Origin of the sequence: Brochothrix campestris FSL F6-1037, assembly GCF_000525915.1 — a bacterium.
Classification (GTDB): domain Bacteria; phylum Bacillota; class Bacilli; order Lactobacillales; family Listeriaceae; genus Brochothrix; species Brochothrix campestris.
On sequence record NZ_AODH01000047.1, the window covers coordinates 20445 to 39978 of the forward strand.

Here is a 19534-nt window from a genome sequence, read left to right on the forward strand (position 1 = left end):
AATTCATGCGCTGAGGGAGTGCATCTATCAAAAACGACTTATTTTAAAAGTATCATCATTTGAGTCACTCTTTTATTTCTAGTCACACATACAAAGGGGGAGTAAGGGATGAAATACGATGGACATACACACACAGAATATTGCCCACATGGCAGTGGCGAACCGGTCGAATTAATGATCGAAGCCGCTATTAAGCAAGGGTTCACACATTACAGTATTACAGAACACCCACCATTACCTCATGCATTTAAACAATCAATGGCTAATTCAACAGCCGAGATTGATACCACTGCAATGGCAGTTAACGATGTTGAGCATTACATCAAAAAGATGAAACGGTTGCAGTATCAGTATGGCAGTGATCTCACTATTAAGTTTGGTTTTGAAATTGACTATTTACCAGAACAGACAGATTGGGTACGTGACTTCCTTAACGAATACGGGCCTTATTTATCAGATAATCTGTTATCCGTTCATTTTTTACCCGGAACCGATGGCTGGCGCTTTATCGACTATAGTGCGGCTGATTTTGATGCCGGATTAGTTAAACACTATGGCTCGTTTACAGAGGTACAGAATGTCTATTTGAACTATCTGACTGATTCATTAACGTGGGACGTCGGTCGTTTTAAGCCCGCTCGCATTGGTCACATCTCATTGGCACAAAAATTCCAACGGCAGTATCCAGCGGAACAGACGTGTTACAGTGCCAAGCAAAAGCAACAATACATACAGTTCCTCAATCAAGTCGCAAGTCAGTCATACAGTTTAGATTTCAACACTGCCGGCTTATATAAGGCCGATTGTGGTGACACCTATCCGCATAAAGGACTCGCCAAGATTGCACTTGCGAAAGGGATTCCGTTCATTTACGGTTCGGATGCACACAGCATTAAAGATGTCGGACGCGGATACGCCCACTACAGCGACATTTATCGTTAATTCAAACAAAAGACCGCTAGTCGCAGTTCCATAACGGACTGACCCTAGCGGTCTTTTTTATTTACTCAGATTGTTCTTTTCTAATTGTTCAATCCGTTGTTCCAAGGTTCGTAACCGTTGTCCCCGTTTTTTCAGACGGTTGCTTGTCACTATTACGAGCACGATGACAACTATAAATGGTAGCATCGAAGCAATCAAGAAAAAGAAGTCTCCCCACATAAAATGAGACATGAACATCCTCCCTTTCTCTCATAGAGACGATTAACTGTTTTTCCAATCGTCTTTATCCCAGTCATCTAACGGTTCATCTTTTTGCCAATCGGTTTTCTTTGGTGGAATTTTAGTTGCATTAAACAACTTAAAGGCCACAAAGGTTGAGCCAGCTGACAAAATTAAAATAACAACTATTAAACTAATAAATAAGGTTACACTCACGTTATTTCCTCCAATAATTCATTAACTTACATGGCATCGCAAACTATCTTGCTCGATAGGTACGGTATTCATGTTCGTATATATTTTGCTCATCGACGACGCCTGGCACACACTTAACGAGCTCATACTTGTTCCAATCAAAGGCAGGAATGTAGGTATCGCCTTCAAAACTTTCATCGATAAAGGTCATTAACAGTTCATCGGCCTCATCTTTAAACAGTTCAAAAATGGCAGAGCCACCAGTGATAACGACCGCCTCATCTGCTGTGGCAGCATAATCAAGCACCGCTTGTTTGCTATGCATCACGCGCACGCCTTCTGCTTGAAAGGTTGAATCGGTTGTTAAAACAATGTTGACACGCTGTGGCAAAGGCCGTCCAATCGATTGATAGGTTTTGCGCCCCATCACAATTGTTTTGCCCACCGTTTGCGCTTTAAAATAACGAAGGTCGGCCGGTAAATGCCACGGTAAGTCATTTTTGTAACCGATCACGCCGTTTTTGTCCTGGGCCCATAAATAACGTAACATTGCTTCTCCTCCTATACCGCAATTGGTGCTTTGATGCCTGCATGCGGCTCATAGCCTTCAATTGTAATGTCGTCTATTTCAAACTCAAAAATTGATGAGACATCATCATTCAAGACAAGTGTCGGTAAGTCACGGGCTTCACGACTGAGCTGCAGGTTGACTTGTTCGAGATGATTTTGGTAAATGTGGGCATCGCCAAAGGTATGCACAAATTCACCGACAGCGAGGCCACATTCTTTCGCAATTAAATGCGTTAATAACGCGTAGCTTGCAATGTTAAACGGCACTCCTAAGAAGGTATCCGCACTGCGTTGATACAGTTGACATGATAATTTACCATCATGCACGTAAAACTGAAAGAGGGAATGACATGGTGGTAAAGCCATCGTCGGTACGTCTTCAGGATTCCAAGCAGACACAATTAAACGACGTGATTCAGGCGAACGCTTAATCGTATCAATCACATCTTGAATTTGATCGATTGCCTCACCGCGTTTCGTTTGCCAATGACGCCATTGCGAGCCATAGACATTGCCGAGTGATCCGAATTCTGCACTGAAGGCATCATCGGTTAAAATGCGTGCTTTGAAGATGGCCATCTGCGCTTGGTAGTCTGCTTTAAACGTTTCATCCGTAAGGACGCGGTGACCAAAATCGGTCATGTCTGGTCCTGTATAGGCAGCGCTTTTAACCCATTTTTCAAAGGCCCATTCATTCCAAATGTTATTGTTGTTTTGCAACAAATAACGAATGTTTGTGTCACCCTTTAAAAACCAAAGCAATTCGCTTTTAATTTGATTGAAGGCCACGCGTTTCGTTGTTAACAACGGAAACCCTTGTTGCAAGTCAAAGCGCATTTGGTAGCCGAACACGGAATACGTTCCTGTCCCTGTTCTATCACCGCGTTGGTTACCGTTCGCTAAAATATGACGGCACATGTCTAGATAAACTGCATCTGCTTGATTACTCATGTCGTTATTCGCTCCCTATCCGTTTAAAATCGTCTTAATTTGCGGCAAAATATCTTTCCAATCCGCGTTCGTTTTTTTCTCTACTGTCATAAAATCAGCATAGCGATAAATTTGGTTAATACCAGTGATGGTGAACAGCCGTAAAATATCACGCGGCAAACCTGCTTCGTGGCGTGAATACGTCACACCGCTTGCGCTCTCATCAACTAAGGTTTCATCGATGGTGAGCTTCATCGCTAATGGATTAGGCGTGCGTTGCACTTTTAGCAATTTCACTGTATTGCCCTCCCTTATTGCGCATATTGCGACAAGTATTCCCAGCGTTCAAGTGTCTGTTCGCTCTCTTTTTCAGCCGCTTCAATCGCTTCACTAATTTGTTGAGCCGCTGTATAATCCGCGCCTACCGCTTCTAATTGTTGACGTAAGTCTGTAACAGTCTCATCGAGTTGTTCAATTTTAGCTTCGATGCCATCCCACTCTTGTTGTTCTTTGTAGGTGAGGCTCTTTTTAATCGGTTCGTCCACTTGTTTTGTTTTCTTCGGTTTTGATCCGGCTGTTACCATTTTCTTTTTGTTCTCTGGTTTAACTGTGCCATACTCTTCTAACCACTCTGAATAGGTGCCTAAATACGGTGACACGCTACGATCTTCATTAAAGACCCACAATTTAGCCGCCACTTTATTGAGGAAATAGCGATCATGGGAAACGGCAATAACAGTTCCTGTGAAGGTTTCAAGGTAGTTTTCAAGCACTGTTAAGGTCGTTGTATCCAAATCGTTAGTCGGCTCATCCAGTAAGAGCACGTTCGGTTGTGTCATTAACAGTTTAAGAAGGTAGAGACGTCGCTTTTCGCCCCCTGATAAACTTTTAATTAGTTTTCCGTGTTCACTTGGTGGGAACAGGAACGTTTCAAGCAATTGTGACACACTGACGCGTTCACCCTCGGCATTGACGACTGATTGGGCAATTTCCTCTAAGAAGCTAATGATGCGTTTGCTATCATCCAAGCCTTCATTATGCTGTGTATAGTATGCGACACGTACCGTTTGACCGACTTTTAAGGTACCTGATTCAGGTGTCAAACGACTTGCCAACATGTTAAGCAAAGTCGTCTTGCCGGAGCCGTTAAAGCCGGTAATACCAATGCGGTCGCCATTTTGTACAATTGCTGAGAAATCATGGAACAGCTCTTTATCATCGAATGTTTGACCGACATTCGATAGTTCGTAGACGTCTTTACCGAGGCGGCTTGTTTGGAGGCTAATGCTTAAGTCGACATCCTCATCGGCATTTTTAACCACTTTTTCAATCTCCGAGAATCGGTCAATCCGTGCTTTTTGTTTCGTGCTACGTGCTTTAGCCCCTTGACGCATCCACGCTAGCTCATTGCGGTATAAATTGTTGGCCTTATTCATCTCACTGCGTTTTTGCTCTTCACGCAAGGCTTTATTTTCTAAATACACTTGATAATTACCATCGTAACGGTAGAGCTTTCCTTTATCGAGTTCAAAAATATGGTTCGTCGTTTGGTCGAGGAAATACCGGTCATGGGTAATCATTAACACTGCACCACGATAATTTTTGAGCGTATCAGCGAGCCATTGAATCGACGGATAATCCAAGTGGTTGGTCGGTTCATCGAGTAATAATAAATCGGCTGGTTGTAATAACACTTGTGCGAGTCCTACGCGTTTAAGTTGGCCGCCTGATAGTTCACTAATTGATTGGTGAATGTTTTCAATGCCCAATTTGTTAAGGATCATTTCAGCACGGGTTTGTGTGTCCCAAGCGTTAGTTGATTCAACGGCTTCACTCGCCTTTTCAAACGCATGCTGCCATTTCTCATCTTCGGGATAAAGCATTAACCCATCCATCGCTGTTTGATACTGTTGCAAAGCGCGTAATTCAGGTGAATCCCCCACAAACATTTGCTGAATAATCGTTAAGTTATCATCCATTGATGGTTGTTGTTGTAAGTAATGAATGCGGTAATCACGCGGATGCGTAATCTTCCCTGCATCTGGTGTATCGATGCCCGCAACCATTTTCATCAAGGTTGATTTTCCGGTGCCGTTAATACCGAGCAAGCCACTGATTTCGCCTTCGTTCATGACAAACGAGAGGTCGTTAAAGAGGGCGCGTTCGCCGTATGTTTGTGATAACTTTTCAATTGTAATTTGTTTCAATGTCAACATCCTTTTTTATCGTTTCATCCTTAGAAGAGCCCACTAATACGGCCACTATTATCAACATCCATGTCTAATGCAGCCGGGTGTTTTGGTAAACCTGGCATTGTCATCACGTCACCGGTTAAAGCCACGATAAAACCTGCGCCCATTTTAGGAACAAATTCGCGAATCGTGATGATGAAATCGGTTGGTCGACCGACACGTGTTGCATCATCGGACAATGAATATTGCGTTTTGGCCATACAGACTGGGTATTGATCCCATCCATGTTGTTTGAATTCGATTAATTGTTTGCGTGCTTTTGTTGTAAACTCGACGCCACTGCCGCCGTATACTTTTTGCACAATCGCTAAGATTTTTTCTTCAAGTGGTTGATTCGCTTCATAAATTGGACGGAAGGTACTGGTAGTGGTTTCGATTGCTTCAACCACTTTTGCTGCTAAGTCTAAGCCACCTGCACCCCCTTTTTCCCAAACTTCCGTCAATGAATAATTGACGTTGTTAGCCTTGCACCAGTTTTCAAGTGCAGTCAGTTCGGCATCGCTGTCACCGCTAAAGCGGTTAATCGCTACCACAAACGGCACACCATACTGTTGCACGGTTTCGATATGTTTCGTTAAGTTAGCAAAACCCGCTTCTAGTGCGGTCACATCTTCTTGCGCCAAGTTTGTTTTTAGTGCCCCACCGTGTAGTTTCAAGGCACGAATTGTTGCGACAATCACAATGGCATCAGGCGCTTTGCCAAGTTGAGGCACTTTAATATCTAAAAATTTCTCAGCACCAAGGTCGGCACCAAAGCCCGCTTCTGTAACCGTGTAATCGGCTAAATGGAGGCTGATTTTGTTGCCATAATACTGTTACAACCGTGGGCAATATTGGCAAATGGCCCACCATGTACTAAGGCTGGTGTATGTTCGAGCGTCTGTACAAGATTTGGTTTCAATGCATCTTTTAAGAGGACGGTTAACGCCCCTTCAGCACCGATGTCTTTCGCTGTAATCGGTTGTTTAGCATAGTTATAACCAACGACAATCGCACCGATACGTCGTTTAAGGTCATCAATATCACGAGCTAGGCAAATGATGGCCATTATTTCCGACGCCACAGTAATATCAAACCCATCTTGGCGAGGCACGCCTTGAAACGGCCCACCTAAGCCAATCACCACTTGGCGTAAGGCACGATCATTGAGATCGACCACTCGTTTCCATACGATACGACGGGCATCGATTTGACGTTCGTTACCTTGTTGGATATGGTTGTCTAACATCGCTGCTAAAAGGTTATTAGCTGAAGTAATCGCATGAAAATCACCTGTAAAATGCAGGTTGATGTCTTCCATTGGAATTACTTGAGCATAACCGCCACCTGTGGCACCACCTTTGAGGCCAAAGACAGGTCCGAGTGATGGCTCACGTAAGGCAATCATCGTTTGATGACCACTTTTCGTTAAGGCATCACCTAAGCCAACAGTAACGGTTGACTTGCCTTCGCCGGCGGCTGTTGGATTGATGGCGGTAACTAAAATCAGTTTTCCGGCTGTCGTTTCTTCTTCAATCCGCGTTAACGCGTCATATGTTAATTTCGCTTTATACTTACCGTAAAGTTCGAGATCGTCCTCACTTAAACCAACCTTTTTTGCTACCGCTAAAATCGAATCTAAATGAGCTTCTTGCGCAATTTGAATGTCTGATGCTACCATGCTAAATTCCCCCATTGTTGTGTATTTTTAGTGAGCTTACAGGTGGTACATGTCTTACTTACGTCAGTCCTTCGAGCTACGTGCCAATACTAGTCGTACTGTTTAAGCATCCATCGTAGTGAGTCGTCCGTTCATAATACAAGTGTTGCCAACGCTGTTTCTAGTGGGTTTGATGATATGTTGCAACTGTTTCAGAAACAGTTGGCTAATTTGCCAAGATAGCAACAGGTGTTGGTCTCAGTCGGCATTTCACTACTCTTCTATATTAACATGTATAAGCAGTAGATAAAACATAAATGGACGAATCTTCTGCTTTTAGCATCGGTCCTTTTCGTTCTCGCTTTAGCCTTCCATTCGTTCAAAAACAGTTTTTATGAAAGGAAAAACGGTTAAAATCACTTGTTTGAGCTCGTCTTTTTAATTTTATTTCAATCAATGGTATAATAACGATATTAAGCAAGGAGGTGTCATTATGTCTAAAAATGTTTTAATGTTAACGCAAACTGTTTGTCCTTATTGCGATCGTGCCAAAGTTGTTTTAAACGGTGCACTTGAAGGCGACTATAACGACCATATCGAATTCATCAACCGTGAGGATCAACCTGAACGTTTTGCTGAATTGCGTGCTAAATATGAATTTTTAACAGTACCAACATTTATCGATTTGACGACTGGCGACGTTTTAAGCGACTCTCAAGCCGCTACGATTGTGCCATTCATGGAAGAACATATCGCCTTATAAAAACAAAAAAGATAGCAATTATTGCTATCTTTTTTGTTTGCCTTTATTTAGTTTCCTTATTTATAATAGCAGTTGTCACATCCGGGTGATTTTCCAGATAGGTTACGAGGTTGCCAATCGCATTAATCGAGTCCCAACTTAAGTGATGTTCAATGCCTTCAACATCCTTATAGCTTGGTCTTTATCGACGCCAAGATTTAATAAAAAACGTTCTAATAACGCGTGACGTTCGACTAATTTTTTACCCATTTTTTTACCTTGAGGTGTTAAAATCAATCCACGGTATTTTTCATAAATAAGGTACGCATCCTTATCGAGCTTCTGAACCATTTTTGTAACAGAGGACGGGTGTACATTTAAACTATCTGCTATATCTGAAACCCGGGCATAGCCTTTTTGTTCTATCAATAGATAAATTTGTTCTATATAATCTTCCATACTTGGCGTAGTCATTAAAAATCCCTCCAATGCGATGATAACTTATACTAATATTGTACACCAATCAAAATGTTTTCGCAAAGACAAACTTTTTCCTGCGAGTCAAACAAAAGCTGACTTAGTCACATCGATTTGCTATAGTAAAAGCTAAAAGTTGACCTCGTTGTTAATTTAGGCTATATTCGTAGTATAAAGTGGCTATCAATGATATCCATTTATCGCTAAAATTGGGGAGGCTTTTATCATGTATGTTGGTAAAGTAAAATGGTTCAATAATGAACAAGGCTACGGCTTTTTAGAAACTGATAAGGGTGACGATGTGTTTGTTCATTTTACAGCTATTCAAGTAGAAGGCTTTAAATCACTCGATGAAGGTCAAGCTGTCACCTTTGACATTATTGAAGGTACCCGTGGCCCCCAAGCAGCTAATGTCATTAAAACCGATAATTAAATACGTATGATGTGCCTTTGTCTGTATAGACGAGCGCAAATTCTCCATCTATATCATACCAGAATGGCAGTGACTGGCGAAAGTCGGCTGCCTTTTTTCATATGCTCTTGAAAATTCTGATGGAAACAATCGACAAGTTCGGTCGTTCCAATTTCTACAGTTCTATCCAGGGGACTTCATTTTTATTCCTCCAGTTCCATCAGCTAACAGCTCGTAAATTTCAAGTTCTCTATTTGCGATGGTGAAAAATCGCAACGACGGGAAATAGTCGCCTTTTTGCTTCCAAGTTGTTTGCTCCTACTGGGGGACTTCACTTTTATTTTAGGAGGGGTTTTGATGATCAAACTCTATGTCGATGGTGCCAGTGCTGGCAATCCGGGGGCAAGTGGTGTCGGTGTCGTTATTTTGGTTAACGGCTCGCAGCGGCAATTGAGTCACGCACTTGGCTGTCACAACAATCACGAGGCAGAATTTTTGGCTGTGATTTGGGGACTCGAACAATGCCAAGACTTTGGCACCAATCACACGCTCCAGCTCTGCTCTGATTCACAAGCCGTCATTGCTGCAATTAATAAACGCTACGCTAAAAAAGCACCATATGCCGACTACATAGACCGCATTTTAACGCTACTTGATGCCTATCCACTTGTGTTTTGTACGTGGTTACCACGGGCACAAAATAAGAAAGCTGATCAATTGGCGCGTTCAGCCATCAACACACTAAAAAAACCGTAACAGCCACCTATTCAGGTGCTGTTACGGTTTTTTATCGTCCAATGCATATTCGAAGGCTGCAAAAAGCAGCCCAACAATCACAAGCGTCAGTGGCGTTAACTCAACCGATGACATTAAATAATCGGCGCAGACAATTGTAACCGTATTTTCAATAACATACCAAATCACACGCCAGCGGCGGCCAACGAAACGACCGATGGCTTGAAACGGAAGATAGGTTAAAAGGTCAAGAAGAACAACCAAGCCAATAAAGGCTACCATTGCACCCTTTGATTCATACTTGATGCCTGCAAAATTCAAAACACCTAACATTAAACCAAAAATAAGAGCACCGAGTAGTAAAACGATGACAATCACAATGGCTACTTCAAACAGTTTCTCTCGTTTCACAATAGCCTCCTAATTAAGCGAGTAATTTGGCCAATTCACGTCGCACCACTTTCAAACCATAATAATCACAAATACCTAAACTGTCTTCACTAAAGCCACGGTAAAATAAATCGGCTAAATTGACAGTAATCGGCACCTTAATATGAATTTCAGCCAACTGTAATGACATTTTCAACATTTCGAGATCGGTTTGAATTTTTGTCATCTGCCCTTTTGGTAGTTCTGTGACATGATCAATCACAGTTTTTACATCACCGTATGTTTTGATTAAGGTTGTGGCTGTTTTTTCACCGATACCCTTAACGCCAGGATAACCGTCGGCTGTATCCCCCATAAACGCTTTTAAGTCGATTAATTGTTTAGGTTGGATTTCCCATTCGTTCACAAATGTGATGGGATCATATTTTTTATAGTTGCCATAGCCCTTTTGTAAAATCCAAACATCGGTATCAGTATCGACAAGTTGTAAAATATCTTTATCGCCCGTCACGATTGTCGTATGCACACCTTCGTGGCGGTAATGATCAGCTAGGGTTCCTAAACAATCATCCGCCTCATAGCCTTGGCAACTAATGTTAACAAAACCGAGGGCATCTGCAATTTCCTTCGCATAATCAAACTGTGGAATTAATTCGGCTGGCGGTGCAGAACGATGTGCCTTGTACTCGCCCCACATCTCATTGCGGAACGTGCCGCCTCCTAAATCCCAACAAACCCCCACATAATCCGATTGATGCTCATCAATTGCGGTTAAAAGATGTTTCACAAAACCTTGCACACCATTAGTCGGCACGCCGGCCTCGTTATACATAAATTGGTTTGAAACTGCTGTGGCATAAAAGGCGCGGAATAGTAACGCCATCCCATCGACCAACAGTACTTTTTTCTTTTCCAAAGATAGTCACTTCCTTTACGATTAAACGACTGATAGCCAGATTATGACACTGATCGTATCAACCTGGCTATCTCGCTCATTCTATTTAAATATCAGCTGGTGCAAAAATGACGCGACCCTCTTCAAATTTTTCAATTCGTGCTAATGAGACCATCTTCATCCCTTGATCAACGAGTAATGCTCGTCCTGGTTGGAATGTTTTTTCGATTACAATTCCGATACCAGCAATTTTAGCGCCGGCTTGATCCACTAATGATTTCAAACCGAGGGCTGCTTGCCCATTTGCCAAGAAGTCATCGATGATTAAAATAACGTCGTCTTTTTCAATGAAGTTTTTCGAAACAGCAATTTCATTCACTGTTTGTTTCGTGTAAGAACGAACCTCAGCAGTATATAAGCCGTCAGTTAATGTTAATGATTTGCTCTTACGTCCGAATACGACCGGTACGCCCATTTCTAAACCAGTCATAACAGCTGGTGCAATGCCTGAAGATTCTAATGTTAAGATACGTGTAACACCCATGTCTTTAAAGGCTGTTGCAAAGGCTTTACCCACGCCTGCCATTAATACGGGGTCAATTTGATGGTTTAAAAAAGCATCTACCTTCAAAATGTCGTCGCCAATAACCTTACCACTTTCAAGAATCTTTGTTTCTAGTTGTTTCACAAAAAAAGCCCCCTATAGATTGAATTTATCTTTTATTATATCATAAACGACATGCGTTTGAATAGATACTAACGCAATAAGGGGCGTTAGTGCACTATGCCGTTTCGAGAAATGCACAACAAAACACCCAACAGCTTCGCTTTCAGCAAAAAAACCGTGCGTTCTTCCTACTTAAAGAAGAGTCACGGTTTACTTATCATAAATAAAAAAGTTCCTAGTTAACTTTAACAATCCAATCGGCTGGTGCTTCTACATCACCGTATTGGATACCAACGAGCTCATCGTATAATCTTTTTGTAATCGGACCAACCTCAGTCTCAGAATAAAAGACATGGAAATCATCGCCATGTTGGATGCCGCCAATTGGAGAAATAACAGCCGCTGTCCCACAGGCACCTGCTTCTTTGAATTCTGCTAAGTCAGCAATTGCAACCTTACGCTCAGTTGCTTTTAACCCAAGACGATGCTCTGCTAAATAAAGCAACGAATATTTTGTAATACTCGGTAAAATCGATGGCGATAACGGGGTCACAAATTCATCGTTTGCCGTAATACCGAAGAAGTTAGCGGCACCGACTTCTTCAATGTAAGTGTGGGTCGCAGGATCCAAGTAAATCGCATCACTGAATTTGCGCTCATGTGCTTCTTTACCCGCAATAAAACTAGCTGCATAATTACCACCCACTTTAGCAGCACCAGTCCCATTAGGAGCAGCACGGTCATAGCTTGATACAACAAAATTAGTCGGAGTTAAACCACCTGCAAAATAAGGGCCCACTGGCATGCAGAAGATTGAGAAGATATATTCTGAAGCTGGGCTCACACCGATATTGTCACCGACACCAATTAAGTAGGGACGGAGATAAAGTGAGCCTCCTGTGCCATACGGTGGAATGTATGCTTCATTTGCTTTTACTACCGCACGACAGGCTTCAACAAATACGTCTGTTGGTACTTCTGGCATTAATAAACGCTGACAGCTTTGTTGCATACGAACAGCATTTCGATCTGGTCGGAATAAATTAATCGAACCATCTTTGCAACGGTATGCCTTTAAGCCCTCGAAACATTGTTGACCATAATGCAAAGCCGGCGATCCTTCAGAAATCGTCACGGTGTTGTCGCTTGTGAGTTCACCAGCATCCCATTGTCCGTCTTTATAGTTCGATCGGAAACGGTAGTCTGTTTTAATATAGTTAAATCCTAGATTGTTAAAATCAATGTCTTTTGCACTCATTGTAACCCCACCTTTATGTTTTAGCGATGATGTAGTGACGTCATCGTCATTTTATTTAGTATAGCAAAAAAAAAGGTCAAAATAACAGAAAATTCAAATTTATCCGCTGTTTAACTGAATCTCTGCTCACCTTGCTATTATACCTGTTATTACTAACAAATTCACGTCTTATCACAATTGGCGATTCTTCTTCTTTGTCCCTACTAATAAAGCCCACTAAAAAGTTTTTATCCCTCCTTAGCAAGGCTTATTTTTTCGATTTGCAACTTAGTTTCGTTTGTTTTTGCGAACGATTACGAGCACTAATACCACTATAAGTGCGATAACGATTATCCCAACACTAATTGTCAGTGTCCATGGGAAGGCTTGCTTTGGTGTAGTCGTTTGTTCTTCGTGTGCTGTGACAGCCTGACTCACGGTAAAGTCTTTGGTCAACTGCCATTTGTTATTCGTTTTATCACTCGCTGCTACCGTCAAGGTGTATTCGCCGTTTGAAAGTGCTCTCTTTTCCAAATCTATCGGCAATGAAAAAGCACTGTTAGGTGCCATTCCAAGTTGTTCTTTTTTCAATGTGACAATCGTTTTTTCACTGCCTTTTTTTTGTTAGTTTCGCTTCAATTTTCAAGCCAGAGATGATGGCGGCCTGTGTATTTCGCAGTGTAGCTGCAATCAGTGTTTTATCATTTTTTTCGGTTGTTGCAATTGCATTCAACGCTAATTTAGGTATGATTTTTTTATCCGTATTACTAATTTTCAATCCAATGACATATGAAAATTCATTTTTAATTTGTTGTTTCTCTTCGGTTTCATTCATTTGTTCGTCCTGTTTTTTCGCTATGTAAAAACCGCCCAATAAAACACCATCAAATGACTCTTGTGGCATCTTAATTTGATAAGCCACTGTCTTTGTTTCATTGGCCTTTAAGGTGATTTGGGTTGGCCCTGTCACAAGCTCAGCAATCGCTACTTTCATTGATTTATCTTGTTTCACTTTACTTGCACTGTAATCGATAACGCCATTACTGTTTGTTGATGCGGTATTAACCGCCGTTTTTAACGTGATTGCTTTCGCGGTATTATTGCTCATTTCAATTGCAATTTTTTGCTTGGCAGCCGGCTTAAGGCGCAAATCAAAATAACTCACATCTGGATTGTTTTGAGTTGTTGGTAAAATTGCTTTAACATTAAATGCCATTGCATCAGCCTGCGTAACATAAGGCATTAAACTCGTGCATGCGAATACAATAATAATACAACTAATAATTTTTTTCATAACGTTCCTCCATTTATCGTTCGCTGTTTTAAACCGTTCTATTGTCGTTTCAATATAACAGTTCACTAGGGCTGTTGCAAACACATCAAGCTGATATGCCGTTCTCATTTTTGTCTTTTAAAATACAAAAAAAGAAGCCCTACATAATTGTAGGGCTGCAAACGTTTAGACGATATCGTAATCACTATCAGACATTGATTCCACTTGACCGAGTAAATAGCCATTACCGACTTGCGAGAAGAAGTCATGGTTGTTCGTTCCTGTCGAAAGTCCATTCATTACGATTGGACTGACATCTTCGGCCGTATCAGGGAATAATGGGCTGAAACCGAGGTTTGCTAATGCTTTATTCGCATTGTAGCGTAAAAAGACTTTAACATCTTCTGTCCAACCAATCTCATCATAGAGAGATTCGGTATACTTCACTTCGTTTTCATACAGTTCATAAAGGAAGGCGTACACCCAACCTTTGATTTTTTCTTGCTCTGCTTCGGTAATTTCATTGAACGACAATTGGAATTTGTAGCCAATATACGTGCCGTGAACACTTTCATCACGGATGATTAATTTAATAACTTCCGCAACGTTAGGCAACTTATTGTTACCTAAGAAATAAAGTGGTGTATAAAAACCAGAGTAGAATAGGAAGCTCTCCAGAAAAACGCTGGCAATTTTTTGTTCGAACGGTGTCCCTGTTTGGTATACATCGTTGATCATGCCGGCTTTCTTTTGTAGAAATTCATTGGTGTTTGTCCATGCAAAGATTTCAGTAATTTCTTTCGGAGTGTTTAACGTCGAAAAAATCGATGAATAACTTTTAGCATGAACAGATTCCATAAATTGGATATTGTTATAAACCGCTTCTTCATGCGGTGTACGAACAGATTGACGCAGCGCCGCCATCCCATCTTGTGATTGCAGCGTATCTAACAATGTTAAGCCACCAAAGACACGTTCAACCAAATGTTTTTCTGTTTCAGACAATGAGCGCCAGTCATCTAAATCATTAGAGATAGGAATACGCGTATCCAACCAAAATTGTTCAGTCACTTTTTCCCAGGTCTTTTTATCGAGAATGTCTTCAATCTCATTCCAGTTAATTGCTGTATAGGCTTGCTTGTTAGTTGTCACGAGTGTGAGCCCCTTTCTGTTTCGGATTGGTTAGATTGAGCAGCTTTCACACGTGTTACTGCCAACTTCTTCTGCATCATCTGTGTAAGTACGAATGTAGTACAGTGATTTAATGCCTTGACGGTGTGCATAATGACGTAAGATGGTTAAATCACGTGTTGTCTGTTTCTCACTTGATTTCCATTCATAAATGTCAGTTGACATCGTTGAGCGCATAAACAACGTAAGACTCATGCCTTGATCGATGTGTTGTTGCGCTGTTGCATACACATCAATGACGCGACGCATGTCCATATCATAAGCAGATGTATAATACGGAATGGTTTCATCCGATAAATACGGTGCTGGATAATAGGTTTTACCTGTTTTCTTCTCTTGGCGCTCTTCGATGCGTTGCGTGATTGGGTGCAATGATGCACTCGTTTCGTTGACGTATGAAATCGAGCCGTTTGGTGCGACTGCTAAACGGTTTTGGTTGTATAAACCACTCGCTTTAATCTCATCACGAAGTGTCGCCCAATCTTCAGCAGTCGGTACAAAGATATCTTTAAAGATGTCTTTAACCTTGTCTGTTTCAGGTGCCCACGTTTCGTTGATGTATTTATCGAAGTAGCTACCACTTGCGTAATCTGATTTTTCAAATCCGGCAAATGATTCCCCACGTTGTTTGGCAATGTTATTACTCTCAACAAGTGTCCAGTAATTCAACAACAAGAAGTAAATGTTCGTGAAATCAAGTGATTCCTTCGAACCGTAGCTCATTTGATTCATCGCTAAGTAAGTGTGTAACCCCATCGCGCCTAAACCGATAGTATGAGCTAAATCGTTCCCGTGTTTAATTGATGGTACAGCGTCGATTGATGATGAGTCAGTCACAAACGTTAACGCACGTGTCATCGTCCGTACCGATTTACCAAAATCAGGTGATGCCATCAAGTTGACAATGTTTGAAGAGCCGAGGTTACAACTAATGTCAGTACCTAATTCTTCAAACGTTTGGTCATCATTAATGACTGATGGTTTTTGCACTTGTAAGATTTCAGAGCAAAGATTACTCATCACGACTTTACCATCGATCGGGTTCGCTTTGTTGACTGTATCAATATTAATCACATACGGATACCCCGACTCTTGTTGGAGTTTCGAAATTTCAGTTTCTAACTCGCGGGCACGAATTTTTGATTTTTGAATTTCGGGGTTGTTTACGAGTGCTTCGTACTCGGCTGTAATATCAACGTATGAGAACGGACGGCCATAGACACGTTCGACATCGTAAGGACTGAATAAATACATAAAATCATCGTTGCGGGCCAATTCATAAAACTTATCTGGTACGACTAGACCGAGTGATAAGGTCTTTACGCGAATTTTTTCATCGGCGTTTTCTTTCTTAGTTGCTAAGAAAGAAACAACGTCTGGATGAAATACGCTTAAGTAAACCGCACCGGCACCTTGACGCTGACCGAGTTGGTTACTGTAGCTGAAACAATCCTCTAAAATTTTCATGACCGGTACGACACCACTTGCGGCACCTTGGTAGCCTTTAATCGGATCACCGGCTGCACGTAAGTTTGAAAGTGAGACACCCACACCGCCACCAATACGTGACAGTTGTAAGGCTGAGTTGACGATACGGCCAATGCTGTTCATGTCATCGGTTGCTTGGATTAAGAAACATGATACCAACTCACCACGACGTTTACGACCTGCGTTTAAGAATGAAGGTGTTGCCGGTTGATAGCGTTGGTTGATCATCTCATCGACTAAATCAAGTGCCAATTGTTCATCGCCATTAGCGAAGTATAAGGCGTTAAATGAAACACGGTCTTCATAACGTTCTAAATAACGTTCACCATCATTCATCTTCAAAGCATACTGTGTGTAAAATTTATGAGCGCCCATGAATGAGCGAAAACGGAATTTTTTAGCATAGGCTTTTTTGAAAACTTCTTTGACGAAGTCCATCGAGTATAATTCAATAAATTCACGTTCGATATAATCATTATTAATTAAATAATGCAGTTTTTCTTTCAATGAATGAAAGAATACTGTATTAGGATTGACGTGTTCAAGGAAATACGCATGAACAGCTTCGCGGTCTTTATTCAATGGGATTTTTCCATCAACCGGGCGGTTCAATTCATTGTTTAATTTGAAATAAGTGATTTCTTTCGGTTTACTGTGTAAACGAGGTGTTTCCAATCGACTCAACCCCTTTAATAAATTTGTCGACGTCCTTCTCTGTACCGTTGAATTCAAATTCAGCGATTATTGGTACGTCGTATTTCTTTGCTAAATCACGCGCGGTAAAAACATATAGCTCAGCAAAATTACGATTGCCACTGCCCGCAACTCCTTTAAAATAACGACGATTGTCTTGATAATCAATAAAGTCATCAATAATACCGGTCATTTCAAAATCATACGTTGGTGCAACAACAACAAAATCTGCCGTCATTTGTTTGGTTGGAAAGGCGGTTGATAGTTCATAGCATTCAAACGGTAATTTTTCAACGAAGCGACGTGTTTGTCCCGTTAATGTCATGTAGACAATTAACATGTTACTCAGCTAAGCCTTTCAACTTGTCTGGTGCAAAACCAACGATTGGGTCGAAGCCTTCTTTAAAGGTAACTGGTGTGCTACTGTAGCCATTGTCCTTTAAAAAAGCTAAGGCGGTTTCATCATCCATCACATTACGTGTTTCAAATTCAATTCCTTCGCCTGTTAATAACGTCTTGGTCATGTCACATTGTGGACAGCCATATTTTGTATAAACAATTGTTTTACTCACGTCTTCTTCCTCCTCTGTTACAAAAAGAAAGTGCCTTCCCACAGTTCGTTTTATAACCTTAAACGACAGGAACGCCTTCTTTTATTTAACATCATATTGTGTACAAAAACTATTCTATCATATTGCAAACACAAAATGTAGTGTTCTAACTCTTGAAAAAAAAGCTTGACAAGCAAAAGTCAATTCCCATGCCCTTTTAGCGAAACAAACTTTTTTTTTCGCGTTCAAAACTTCCCATTTATTTTAGTTTGTACACGCTTGTATAACGTTTTTCTAAAAAATCAATGAGATGACGCGGTTGCAGTGACGCACCTGTTGCATTTTTCATGATAGCTGTCGGTGTTTTTGTTTTACCATACTGATGAACATGTTCGGTCAACCAATTTTTAATCGGCAAATAATTACCACTTGCAATAACAGACTCGATATCGATTGTTTGGCGCATTGCCTGTTCCAGTTGAGCGGCATTCAATAACCCGAGTAAATACGATGGGAAATAGCCGAAGTCACCTCCTGCCCAATGAATATCTTGTAACAAGCCCTCTACATCGTTCGCTGGGGTGATTCCGAGGTGTTCCTGGTACTTAGCTTGCCAAACGGTTTGTACCTCCGCTACGTCCAAATTATCATTGAATAACGCCTTTTCAATCTCATAGCGAATAATAATGTGAAGAGCATAGGTTAAAATATCAGCTTCAATCCGAATAAGTGACGGTTTTGTTTCGTTTAACGCCTCATAAAACACATCGAATGGCACATCATCGAAGGCTGGTTGAGCATAATGTTGCAGACGGGCATAATTATCCTGCCAGAACGCTTCACTCGAACCAAGGATGATTTCATAAAAAAGCGACTGCGATTCATGTATCCCCATTGAGACGCCTTCTGATAAAGGAGTCCCATCGTACTGTGCATCGATGTTTTGTTCATAAATAGCATGACCCCCTTCATGGATTAAGCCGAGGACAGCTGTTTTAAAATTCAGTTCGTCATAACGGGTTGTGATGCGCACATCACCTTGATTGAGCGAAATTGCGAATGGGTGAATCGTATCATCAATCCGACCAGACTCAAAGTCAAAGCCCATTTTTTGCAACACTTCTTCACTGAAGGCGATTTGCTTATCCTTCGCAAACGGACGTTCTAACACACTCGCATCTGGTTGATGCTCAGCTGCCTGCGTCCTTTTTAATAAGTCTACCATTGCTGTTCTTACTTCGGCAAAGAGCTCGTCTAATACAGCGACTGTCATGCCTGGTTCAAATTGATCTAACAGTGTATCATACGGTGTGTCTTTTTCGCCCCAATATGAGATAAATTTTTTCTTGTACGCAATAATCTCCGCTAAGTATGGCTGAAAGAGGCTGTAATCATTTTGTGCACGCGCTTCTTCCCACGCGGCCTCAGCATTTGATTGAAGAACTGTGTAAGCTTCGTACTCGGCTGGCGGAATCGCCGCAAAACGTGCTGTTTTTTGAGAAATATCCGTCACTAATGCTTGCACGAGTGGCTCCAACTCATCATGATGTGCCTCTAGATAGGTGACATTCTCAATCAATGCTGGTTCTGTTGATAAACGAAAAATTTCAGCTGATAATAAACCGACAACATTGGAACGTTGCGTTGTTCCCTGTGTCGGAATACCGGTACGCATATCCCAATAAACCAATGCAAGCGCTTCTTCATAGCCTTTAATTTTTTTACACTGTTCAATAAATGCCGCGCTAACTGTGTGACTATTCGTCATTTCAACCACTCCTCATCATTTGTTTGACTCGTACATCTAATACAAAATCCGTTCCTCTAACAGCGAGAGAAACGGATAGTTATTCATATGTCTGTACGTAGTTTAAGGCCACTAGCCGTACAGACCGCGTTTAGTCTTGGCTCGCTTGCCTGTACCAACAGCTCTCAAATTTCAGTTCCGCCTAGCGATACAACTTATCGCTTGGGCAGACCTTCCAATTTCTACGCTGTTATACGGTACAGACCGCGTTTAGTCTTGCTGCTTGCTT

At 41.4% G+C, this 19534-nt stretch carries 21 protein-coding genes and 2 pseudogenes; 4 read left to right on the plus strand and 19 right to left on the minus strand.

Annotated features, from left to right (window positions below):
- Positions 1-108: 108 nt before the first annotated feature.
- Positions 109-942: a histidinol-phosphatase HisJ gene (gene hisJ / locus BCAMP_RS10060; protein ID WP_035315368.1), complete on the plus strand. Its 834-nt coding sequence runs from the start codon at positions 109-111 to the stop codon at positions 940-942.
- 57 nt (positions 943-999) lie between these two features.
- Here the strand turns inward: hisJ and BCAMP_RS13600 are convergent, their stop codons facing one another.
- The 7 genes and pseudogenes from BCAMP_RS13600 to BCAMP_RS10085 form a co-directional block, all read right to left on the minus strand.
- Entirely contained in the window at positions 1000-1173 is a 174-nt protein-coding gene (locus tag BCAMP_RS13600) for a hypothetical protein (RefSeq protein ID WP_156921219.1), read from the minus strand.
- A 30-nt stretch (positions 1174-1203) separates the two neighbouring features.
- Complete coding sequence (locus tag BCAMP_RS13605; RefSeq protein WP_156921220.1) at positions 1204-1377, minus strand: hypothetical protein; 174 nt, start codon at positions 1375-1377, stop codon at positions 1204-1206.
- Positions 1378-1420: 43 nt separating this feature from the next.
- On the minus strand, positions 1421-1906 hold the full coding sequence (locus BCAMP_RS10065; protein ID WP_035315369.1) for a dihydrofolate reductase: 486 nt from the start codon (positions 1904-1906) through the stop codon (positions 1421-1423).
- A gap of 11 nt (positions 1907-1917) precedes the next feature.
- The gene (locus BCAMP_RS10070) at positions 1918-2877 is read right to left on the minus strand and encodes a thymidylate synthase (RefSeq protein WP_035315371.1); all 960 of its coding nucleotides are present in this window, start codon (positions 2875-2877) and stop codon (positions 1918-1920) included.
- Positions 2878-2892: 15 nt separating this feature from the next.
- Complete coding sequence (locus BCAMP_RS10075) at positions 2893-3153, minus strand: NifU N-terminal domain-containing protein (protein ID WP_035315372.1); 261 nt, start codon at positions 3151-3153, stop codon at positions 2893-2895.
- A 14-nt stretch (positions 3154-3167) separates the two neighbouring features.
- The gene (locus tag BCAMP_RS10080) at positions 3168-5063 is read right to left on the minus strand and encodes an ABC-F family ATP-binding cassette domain-containing protein (RefSeq protein WP_035315374.1); all 1896 of its coding nucleotides are present in this window, start codon (positions 5061-5063) and stop codon (positions 3168-3170) included.
- Between the two features lie 29 nt (positions 5064-5092).
- Positions 5093-6783, minus strand: a pseudogene (locus BCAMP_RS10085) (formate--tetrahydrofolate ligase).
- Between the two features lie 457 nt (positions 6784-7240).
- On the opposite strand from BCAMP_RS10085, the gene BCAMP_RS10090 reads away from it, so the two are divergent.
- On the plus strand, positions 7241-7510 hold the full coding sequence (locus BCAMP_RS10090; RefSeq protein ID WP_035315376.1) for a glutaredoxin family protein: 270 nt from the start codon (positions 7241-7243) through the stop codon (positions 7508-7510).
- 43 nt (positions 7511-7553) lie between these two features.
- Here BCAMP_RS10090 and mntR read toward each other — a convergent pair.
- Positions 7554-7963, minus strand: a pseudogene (gene mntR, locus BCAMP_RS10095) (transcriptional regulator MntR).
- Positions 7964-8192: 229 nt separating this feature from the next.
- Between mntR and BCAMP_RS10100 the strand changes: the two are divergent.
- Together BCAMP_RS10100 and BCAMP_RS10105 are read left to right on the plus strand one after the other, a co-directional pair.
- Positions 8193-8399 carry a cold-shock protein gene (locus tag BCAMP_RS10100; RefSeq protein ID WP_035315377.1) on the plus strand — a complete coding sequence of 69 codons (207 nt, stop codon included), beginning with the start codon at positions 8193-8195 and terminating at the stop codon, positions 8397-8399.
- 336 nt (positions 8400-8735) lie between these two features.
- Entirely contained in the window at positions 8736-9134 is a 399-nt protein-coding gene (locus BCAMP_RS10105; RefSeq protein WP_035315379.1) for a ribonuclease HI family protein, read from the plus strand.
- A 21-nt stretch (positions 9135-9155) separates the two neighbouring features.
- Here the strand turns inward: BCAMP_RS10105 and BCAMP_RS10110 are convergent, their stop codons facing one another.
- The 11 genes from BCAMP_RS10110 to BCAMP_RS10160 form a co-directional block, all read right to left on the minus strand.
- Entirely contained in the window at positions 9156-9524 is a 369-nt protein-coding gene (locus BCAMP_RS10110; protein ID WP_035315381.1) for a YrvL family regulatory protein, read from the minus strand.
- A gap of 13 nt (positions 9525-9537) precedes the next feature.
- Entirely contained in the window at positions 9538-10419 is an 882-nt protein-coding gene (locus tag BCAMP_RS10115) for a 5'-3' exonuclease (protein ID WP_035315383.1), read from the minus strand.
- Positions 10420-10504: 85 nt separating this feature from the next.
- Positions 10505-11086 (minus strand): xanthine phosphoribosyltransferase, encoded by a 582-nt coding sequence (locus BCAMP_RS10120; protein ID WP_035315385.1) that lies wholly within the window; start codon positions 11084-11086, stop codon positions 10505-10507.
- Positions 11087-11300: 214 nt separating this feature from the next.
- Positions 11301-12323 (minus strand): branched-chain amino acid aminotransferase, encoded by a 1023-nt coding sequence (locus BCAMP_RS10125; protein WP_035315387.1) that lies wholly within the window; start codon positions 12321-12323, stop codon positions 11301-11303.
- 267 nt (positions 12324-12590) lie between these two features.
- The gene (locus BCAMP_RS10130) at positions 12591-12902 is read right to left on the minus strand and encodes a WxL protein host-binding domain-containing protein (protein WP_084038800.1); all 312 of its coding nucleotides are present in this window, start codon (positions 12900-12902) and stop codon (positions 12591-12593) included.
- 7 nt (positions 12903-12909) lie between these two features.
- The gene (locus tag BCAMP_RS10135; RefSeq protein ID WP_035315391.1) at positions 12910-13596 is read right to left on the minus strand and encodes a DUF916 domain-containing protein; all 687 of its coding nucleotides are present in this window, start codon (positions 13594-13596) and stop codon (positions 12910-12912) included.
- A 165-nt stretch (positions 13597-13761) separates the two neighbouring features.
- Positions 13762-14727 carry a class 1b ribonucleoside-diphosphate reductase subunit beta gene (gene nrdF / locus BCAMP_RS10140; RefSeq protein ID WP_035315393.1) on the minus strand — a complete coding sequence of 322 codons (966 nt, stop codon included), beginning with the start codon at positions 14725-14727 and terminating at the stop codon, positions 13762-13764.
- Between the two features lie 30 nt (positions 14728-14757).
- Complete coding sequence (gene nrdE / locus BCAMP_RS10145) at positions 14758-16929, minus strand: class 1b ribonucleoside-diphosphate reductase subunit alpha (RefSeq protein ID WP_035315394.1); 2172 nt, start codon at positions 16927-16929, stop codon at positions 14758-14760.
- Complete coding sequence (gene nrdI, locus BCAMP_RS10150; protein ID WP_035315397.1) at positions 16904-17287, minus strand: class Ib ribonucleoside-diphosphate reductase assembly flavoprotein NrdI; 384 nt, start codon at positions 17285-17287, stop codon at positions 16904-16906. Before nrdI ends, nrdE begins: the two co-directional genes overlap by 26 nt.
- A 1-nt stretch (position 17288) precedes the next feature.
- On the minus strand, positions 17289-17519 hold the full coding sequence (locus BCAMP_RS10155; protein ID WP_035315398.1) for a glutaredoxin domain-containing protein: 231 nt from the start codon (positions 17517-17519) through the stop codon (positions 17289-17291).
- A 238-nt stretch (positions 17520-17757) separates the two neighbouring features.
- On the minus strand, positions 17758-19266 hold the full coding sequence (locus BCAMP_RS10160; RefSeq protein ID WP_035315400.1) for a carboxypeptidase M32: 1509 nt from the start codon (positions 19264-19266) through the stop codon (positions 17758-17760).
- Positions 19267-19534: the final 268 nt, after the last annotated feature.